The sequence below is a fragment of the Microcystis sp. T1-4 genome (genome assembly GCF_000297435.1).
In the GTDB taxonomy this organism is placed as follows: Bacteria; Cyanobacteriota; Cyanobacteriia; order Cyanobacteriales; family Microcystaceae; genus Microcystis.
The window spans coordinates 1-6,654 of sequence record NZ_CAIP01000137.1 but is presented as its reverse complement, the minus strand read 5'-3'; the positions used below and the strand labels follow the sequence as shown (position 1 = coordinate 6,654).

Below are 6,654 nucleotides of genomic sequence, written 5' to 3'. Positions count from 1 at the left end.
GGGGAGAAGGGAGCGGGGTGCTTAAATCAGAGAAAAATCCAATCGGCAAAAGTGGCAGCCTGTCCGCAATAAATGCCATCACGATCGATGATATTCCAAACGATCGCTTTTTCAATGCGAAATAGTTGACCATTTTTCGTGATCCTTACCCCGTGATAATCGTTGATATAGCCCTGTTTTTTGACTAAATCCAGCATTTTTTGGCGTTCTTGGGCGGGTTCCTCCCCCTGTACCGTTGCTCGCGAAGGAGTTGTTAATAATTCTGGCCAAGTTAAACCCCAGAGATCGAGGGCACCGCGATTACCATAATTGAAGATCGGATTAGTTTGTGTACCGTGGGAAACCAGAACAAAAGGGGCATAAAAGAGCATTTTACTCTGTTCTTTGCCAGTACCGATCCGGGGCAAAAGCGATCGCCCGATTAACTGTTCATAACTATCCAGCAGCAATTCTGTCCAAGCTATAATAGCTAAATCTTCCCAAATTTCCATAAAATTATCTTGAAAAACCGGTTTAACCTTCCCTTTGCCAATATTTATAGGCCGCGTAGGCCAAAGTAATCACTCCCGTCAGAATTGCCGACTCATCCACTAAAAATTCCGGATGGTGAAGGGGGGGATTGAGGAGGTGAGGAGAACCCACTCCCAGACGGAACATTGTCCCCGGGGCCTGTTGCAAATAAAGGGAAAAATCCTCGGCCCCCATGGAGGGTTCCGAGAGAATTAAAACCCGATCCTGTCCCCAAGCTTCTAAACCAGCTTCTTCCACCAAACGGGTTAAAAATTGGTCATTTTGTACCGATGGCACGCCCCGACGATATTTTACTTGACATTTAGCGTTATATGTGCTACAGACATTCGTGACCAAACCCTCGATCCATTCTGGGAGATGGGCGTGGGTTTCTGGGTGCAGCGATCGCACGGTTCCCGCCATGCGTACCTGATCGGCGATGACGTTGGGGGCGCGACCACCGCTAATCTGGCCGATGGTGAGGACAATGGGACGCAAGGGGTTTTGAGTCCGACTAATTGCCTGTTGCAAAGTGGTGATTACTTGGGAAGCGATCCAGATAGCATCAATGGCCTCGTGGGGCCGGGCCCCGTGGCCGGATTCCCCTTGAATAAAGATCTCCAGATCGTCGGCAGCCGCGGTTAAGGCCCCGTAACGAACCCCGATCGATCGGGCCGGAATCGAGGGGAAAACGTGCAGCCCGAAAACGGCACTGACATCCCGCATCACCCCCTCCCGAATCATCCAACTGGCCCCTTGAGCGATTTCCTCTGCCGGTTGAAAGAGAAAGCGTATTTTTCCCCCCAAAGGTTCCGAGAGACGGGAAAGCACCATCGCCACCCCTAAACCGACGGTAGCATGAACATCGTGACCGCAGGCGTGCATAATCCCCGGTTTACGGGAAGCAAAGTCTAAATCGGTTCTTTCTTGGATCGGTAGGGCATCCATATCGGCCCGGATGGCTAAAATCCTTCGATCACTGCCTTTTCCGGCCAATTCTCCCTTAACTCCCGTTTTTCCCACTGCCTCCTGCACCGATAGACCACAGGAAGACAAAACCCCAGCAATATAGGCGGCAGTTTGATATTCTTGCCCGCTTAACTCTGGATTCGCGTGAATGTGGCGGCGAATCTCCACTAATCGGGGTGCGAGACTCTCGGCTATGTTTTTAATCTCGGAGAGCATGAAACCAGTTTTACAGTATCTTTAGAGTTAATCATAGAGCATTTTTTACCTGAAAATTCGACTTGGCTGATTTTAAGTCTGCATTGTCTTCTCGGCATTCTTTCAACCCTGGACTAAGCTAATTTGTCAATAGGATGCAGGAGTTACTATTCATCTGTTGATTCGGTAACGCCTCTTGAGAGAATATTCCAGCTATGATAGGAAACATTGTCTAGTTAGGAAAAAACATGGTTCAGTCTTCCGAAAAAATTGAGGTTAAGTACGGGGAAAGAGAAATTGCCGAAGGAACATTAATTACTTTCCCCAATCCACGTCCTGGCAGAAATTACGATATTCAGATCACTCTGCCGGAATATACCTGTAAGTGTCCCTTTTCCGGTTATCCTGATTTTGCCACCATTTATCTTAGCTACGTTCCCGATCAAAAGGTGATGGAATTAAAGGCGATTAAACTTTATATTAATAGTTATCGCGATCGTTATATTTCCCACGAAGAAGCAATTAACCAAATTTTAGATGATTTGGTGGCCGCTTGCGAACCCTTGCAGATGAAAGTTAAGGGGGATTTTCATCCCAGAGGTAACGTACATACCGTGGTGGAGGTGATGTATAAAAAAGAATAGCATAATTGTCTAGTTTGGGGATGGGGTTGCCTCCATCCCTTGCTGTTCTAGTTTTTGTTGTTCAAGTTTTTTGCTGTTCGAAGGTCTGTAGCCAGTCAACAGGAGAAGATGCTCAAGCAGGTTATATCGCTATCTTGTCCTTTGTCTGATAGGTTTTATACTAAATCCGTTGAGTATAGGCTTACATATCAGGACAGGCACTCATGCAAGAGGCAAGAGGCAAAAGGGAGAATAAATAATCAGTTTTTAATAACCGGGTTTAGTATTACTCATCGAATCTATCCTCTCCTTTCTGTTGTTCGTGTCTCTATGGTTTATCCTTAACCCTTGGCACAACCCGAAAGAATTGTAAAAGTTAGGGTCATTAAAAAAAGCTGGGATTATCATTAAAGTAGTCCGAAGCCTGATCCTGATTTTATGTCCCAGAAAAATGAAATTCTTCCGCTGCTGTTGACGGTTATGGTGACATCGGCACTTTTAGGAGGAATTGCTTGGTGGTTGCTCAACAAAACCTTTCCCAATCTCAATGATCGATCTAATTCTTCCTCCTCGAATAGTCAAATTTCTGAAACTTTAGGTGCAGTTAAAAATGTCCCGGAAGGATTATTTAACTACGGGGGAAGTACCACTTGGGCCCCGATTCGCAAGGAAGTGGGCTCTTCTAGGTTCTGTGTGATAAGTTTAATTGACATAGGATCGATCGATCTTTGTGTCCTTTGTGTCTTTGTGGTTCGTTCCACCCCCTCGCTCTTGAGAAATGTATCTTAGAATACATTTTACCCACCAAAGCTGGGAGAGCCGGAAGTGGACTTTATTATCCAGCAAGTCTGGCCGAAATTTCGCCTTGTCTATACCGATCCCACTACGGGAACCCCCGGCACCGGCAGCGGTATTCGGATGTTAATCGAGAATCAATTGGCTTTTTCCCAAGCATCTCGATCGCTCAAAGATGAGGAAATACAACGCGCTCAACAACGGGGATTGACCTTAAAAGAGGTTCCCGTGGCTATCGATGGAATTGCGATCGCAGTTCATCCTGATTTACCGGTTTCCGGTCTAACAATTACCCAGTTAAAAGATATTTATACAGGAAAAATTAGCAATTGGCGGCAAGTGGGCGGGCCTAATTTAGCCATTATTCCCTATTCCCGACGCAAGGAAGATGGGGGAACCGTGGAATTTTTTATCGATCAGGTTTTAGAAAAAGCCGATTTTGGGGATAATATTAAGTACGTTTATAGTACAAATTCCGCTCTCAGAAAAGTTTCCCAAAATTTAGGAGGAATTTACTATGCTTCTGCACCGGAAGTAGTTCCCCAGTGTGGAATTAAAACTTTACCCCTCGGTAAAAGCGAAAATAAGTTAGTTGCCCCCTATCAAGAACCTTCGATCCCGTCTTCCCAATGTCCCCAGAAGCGTAATCAACTGAATGAATTAGCTTTTCAGCAAGCCATCCGCGCCCAATACCTGCGCCATAATCGCGTCAGATACTTTGCTTTGATCTAAGATTGAGTTAGCAATATCTAATTTGGAGTCTCAGGCAATGGAACCGATTTCTCTAATTCTCGCTGCGTTGGCTGCTGGTGCGGTTGCTGCTGCTAAGGATACGGCAGGAACAGCCGTTAAGGATGCTTATGAGAGTTTAAAAGCGTTGATTAAGAAGAAATTTGCAGAAAAAGGGAAAACAGATGATAGTGATATCGTCGATAAACATGAGAAAAAACCAGATTCAGAGGGGGTAAAAACACTGCTCAAAGAAGAGTTACTTGAGGCAAAAATTGATAGAGATGCAGAGGTTATTAAGACAGCAGAAGCATTACTTAAGCAATTAAAACCTGAAGAATTTGCCGCAGGTAAGTATAATATTAATGTTGGTGGTGATATTAAAGGAATGGTGGGAGATGGTACTTTTAAGGGAATTGCAGGAGATATTAGTGGTGGAAATATTGGTCAGAACATTAATTAGTTGAGGATTATTTAGGAGGGAAATTTATGTCAATTACTGTTGAGGTAGAACTTAAAGATTTTCTAATTCAAATCAATCAAAAGTTAGACAATCTTCAAAAAGATGTTACTGATATTAAGATTGAACTTAGTGAAGTTAAAGGTGAAATTAAGCGTCTGGAGGAAAAAATCGATGGTGTCGAGAAGCGTCTGGAGGAAAAAATTGATGGTATTGAGAAGCGTCTGGAGGAAAAAATTGATGGTGTCGAGAAGCGTCTAGAGGGAAAAATTGATGGTATTGAGAAGCGTTTAGAGGGAAAAATTGATGGCGTGGAAAAGCGCTTAGAGAATCAAGAGTTCGTCAGTCGAGGGATTTTAGTCGCTTTAATTGTAACGATTTTAGGCGGTTTGGCTAAATTGTTTGGTTTAGTAGGAAGTCCTTAAAGAGTGCTAATTCTAAAACTGCAATTTAAAGTTAACTTGAAAAGAATAATTTTGGGGTAGCAAAAATGACTGATAAAAGTTATTATTTAGAAATAGGGGGTGATGTTAAAGGTCTTATTGGTGATGGTGAATTTAAGGGAATTGCGGGTGATATTAGTGGCGGTGTAATCAATCAATATATTATCACCCAAAAGTCAGGAGTTGAGATTCAAGCTCAAACTTTAATTACGGGTTCACCTTATTTGGGTTTAAGGAAGTTTGAGGTAGATGATAAGGATAGGTTTTTTGGGCGAGATAATTGGATTATTGAGTTAACTGATTATTTAAAGCAAAAGAATGTTTTATTGCTTTTAGGTGCGTCGGGAAGTGGTAAGTCTTCTCTAGTTCAAGCGGGTTTAATTCCTAAGTTAAAGGATAATTTTGGCGCGAATAAATTGGTTAATTTAACTTTTGTTCCTGATGTTAATCCCTTTGAGTCTTTCTATGGTTGTCTTTTGGCAAATAGATATAAACAATCCCAAGCGAAATTAGCACAAGCTGTTAAGGAAGAGACTTTAATTAAGGTGGTTGAAGGATTAAAAAATAATTCTGATTTATGGTTTATTTTTATTGACCAATTTGAGGAATTATTTACTCGTACACCGAAAACTGAAAGAGATATTTTCATTAAAAGTTTGATTAAATTAATTGAAAATAATGATAGTTTAGTTAAAATTGTGATGACGATGAGGGCGGATTTTTTAGATAAATTAAGTCCTTATCCCAGTTTAGGAAAAATCCATGATCAGTATAGCAAGATGTTAACGGATATGGACGAAAGTGAGTTAAGATTAGCTATTGCTGAACCGGCGGCGAGAAATGGGGTAATCTTTGAAAAGGGATTAATTAATCAAATTATTGCCGATTTTTATGAACAGGCTGGCTCTTTACCTCTGTTACAATATACATTAGATTTATTGTGGGAAAAAGATCATATTCAAGAGCGGGTTTTAAATAATAAGATTTATCAAGAGATTGGTGGGGTAACGGGTGCGCTAGAAAAACAAGCGGATAAAATTTATAGTCAATTTAATGAACAGCAACGGAAAGCAGCAGAGGAAATTTTTCTAGAGTTAATTAGTTTAGAAGGGAAAGAAGCGGTTAGCATAAGGGCGGATAAATCGAGTTTTGAACAGGAGGAAATGCAAAGGGAGGTTCTCTATCAATTAATAGATAATCGTCTTTTGGTGAGTAAGGGAGAAGACGGGAAAGCAACGGTTGAGGTAGCGCATGAGGCGTTAATTCGTTCTTGGAAAGTGTTACAGAATTTAATTCGAGAAAAAGAGGAGATAATTGTTCTCAGAAGTCGTTTATATGCTGATGCTAAACAGTGGGATGATTTACAGAAGCAAGATGCAGTAAAAGCGAGTAGTGAGCTTTGGGGAGGTTCTAAACTGAAAAGGATTGTCAATCTTATCAAAGAAAAATCACTTTCTAATTTAGATGATGTAGCCGTAAAATTTATTAAAGCTAGTTATCACTATCAAAAGCAACGAGAAAAAATCGAAGCAGAAAGAAAACGGCGCGAAGTTGATACAGAACTTAGTTTAGCAAATTCTCTCAGTGGTTATTCTTTGCATCTCTTTAATGAAGAGGGAAAAGAATTAGATGCTATTGTTGAAGCGATTAAGGCAGGAAAAATTTTGCAGAAACACAACGCAAGCAACACGAAGGTAATTGATGCTTTGCAGAAGATTCTGGTTGAAGGAAGGGAATCTAATCGCTTAGTAGGGCATAATGGCAGTGTCAATAGTGTGAGTTTTAGTCCCGACGGCAAGACTTTGGTGAGCGGTAGTGATGACAACACTATCAAACTCTGGAATGTAGAAACAGGCCAAGAAATCCGCACCCTCAAGGGGCATGATAGCGCTGTCTATAGCGTTAATTTTAGTCCCGACGGCAAGACTTT

At 41.8% G+C, this 6,654-nt stretch carries 8 protein-coding genes; 6 read left to right on the top strand and 2 right to left on the bottom strand.

Annotation, left to right across the window (positions count from 1 at the left end):
* Window positions 1–26 precede the first annotated feature (26 nt).
* Both MICAI_RS08065 and MICAI_RS08060 read right to left on the bottom strand, forming a co-directional pair.
* Window positions 27–491 (bottom strand): MEKHLA domain-containing protein, encoded by a 465-nt coding sequence (locus MICAI_RS08065; protein ID WP_008200198.1) that lies wholly within the window; start codon window positions 489–491, stop codon window positions 27–29.
* 22 nt (window positions 492–513) lie between these two features.
* On the bottom strand, window positions 514–1,695 hold the full coding sequence (locus tag MICAI_RS08060; RefSeq protein WP_008200196.1) for a M20 family metallopeptidase: 1,182 nt from the start codon (window positions 1,693–1,695) through the stop codon (window positions 514–516).
* A gap of 227 nt (window positions 1,696–1,922) precedes the next feature.
* Here MICAI_RS08060 and queF point away from each other — a divergent pair, with 227 nt between their 5' ends.
* From queF to MICAI_RS08035, 6 genes are all read left to right on the top strand, one after another.
* Entirely contained in the window at window positions 1,923–2,318 is a 396-nt protein-coding gene (gene queF / locus MICAI_RS08055) for a preQ(1) synthase (protein WP_002740916.1), read from the top strand.
* Between the two features lie 417 nt (window positions 2,319–2,735).
* The gene (locus tag MICAI_RS25810; RefSeq protein ID WP_008200188.1) at window positions 2,736–3,086 is read left to right on the top strand and encodes a hypothetical protein; all 351 of its coding nucleotides are present in this window, start codon (window positions 2,736–2,738) and stop codon (window positions 3,084–3,086) included.
* 36 nt (window positions 3,087–3,122) lie between these two features.
* Window positions 3,123–3,824, top strand: a complete 702-nt coding sequence (locus tag MICAI_RS08050) for a substrate-binding domain-containing protein (RefSeq protein ID WP_008200185.1) — start codon at window positions 3,123–3,125, stop codon at window positions 3,822–3,824.
* 37 nt (window positions 3,825–3,861) lie between these two features.
* The gene (locus tag MICAI_RS08045; RefSeq protein WP_008200183.1) at window positions 3,862–4,284 is read left to right on the top strand and encodes a hypothetical protein; all 423 of its coding nucleotides are present in this window, start codon (window positions 3,862–3,864) and stop codon (window positions 4,282–4,284) included.
* Window positions 4,285–4,310: 26 nt separating this feature from the next.
* Window positions 4,311–4,706 carry a hypothetical protein gene (locus MICAI_RS08040; RefSeq protein ID WP_008200182.1) on the top strand — a complete coding sequence of 132 codons (396 nt, stop codon included), beginning with the start codon at window positions 4,311–4,313 and terminating at the stop codon, window positions 4,704–4,706.
* A gap of 65 nt (window positions 4,707–4,771) precedes the next feature.
* Window positions 4,772–6,654: NACHT and WD repeat domain-containing protein (locus MICAI_RS08035; protein ID WP_039899832.1), on the top strand; the 1,883-nt coding region annotated here is incomplete at its 3' end.